1 protein-coding gene is annotated in these 341 nt (G+C 56.3%); it reads left to right on the forward strand.

Going from position 1 to position 341, the window contains the following annotated elements; genetic code table 11:
• On the forward strand, positions 1-341 hold a 341-nt coding region (locus tag G9F50_RS20325; RefSeq protein ID WP_165417794.1), incomplete at both ends, for an AMP-binding protein.

Raw genomic sequence — 341 nt, forward strand, 5'->3', positions numbered from 1 at the left:
CTGGTGAACCTGTGCTTCTGGCACCACGACGCATTCGCCATGACGGCGGATGATAAAAGCGCCAAATACGCGGGCTTCGGTTTTGACGCCTCCATCTGGGAGATGTTCCCGACATGGACCATCGGCGCGGAGCTTCATGTCATTGACGAAGCGATCCGGCTGGATATCACCCGCTTAAATCACTATTTCGAAGAGCACGGCGTGACCATCACCTTCCTGCCGACGCAGCTGGCCGAACAATTTATGGAGCTGGAAAATACCTCCCTCCGCATGCTTCTCGTCGGCGGCGACAAGCTGAAGCGGGCGGTGAAACAGCCGTACACGATCATCAACAACTACGG

It is taken from the genome of Bacillus sp. EKM206B, assembly GCF_011066015.1.
Taxonomy (GTDB): domain Bacteria; phylum Bacillota; class Bacilli; order Bacillales; family Bacillaceae; genus Bacillus; species Bacillus velezensis.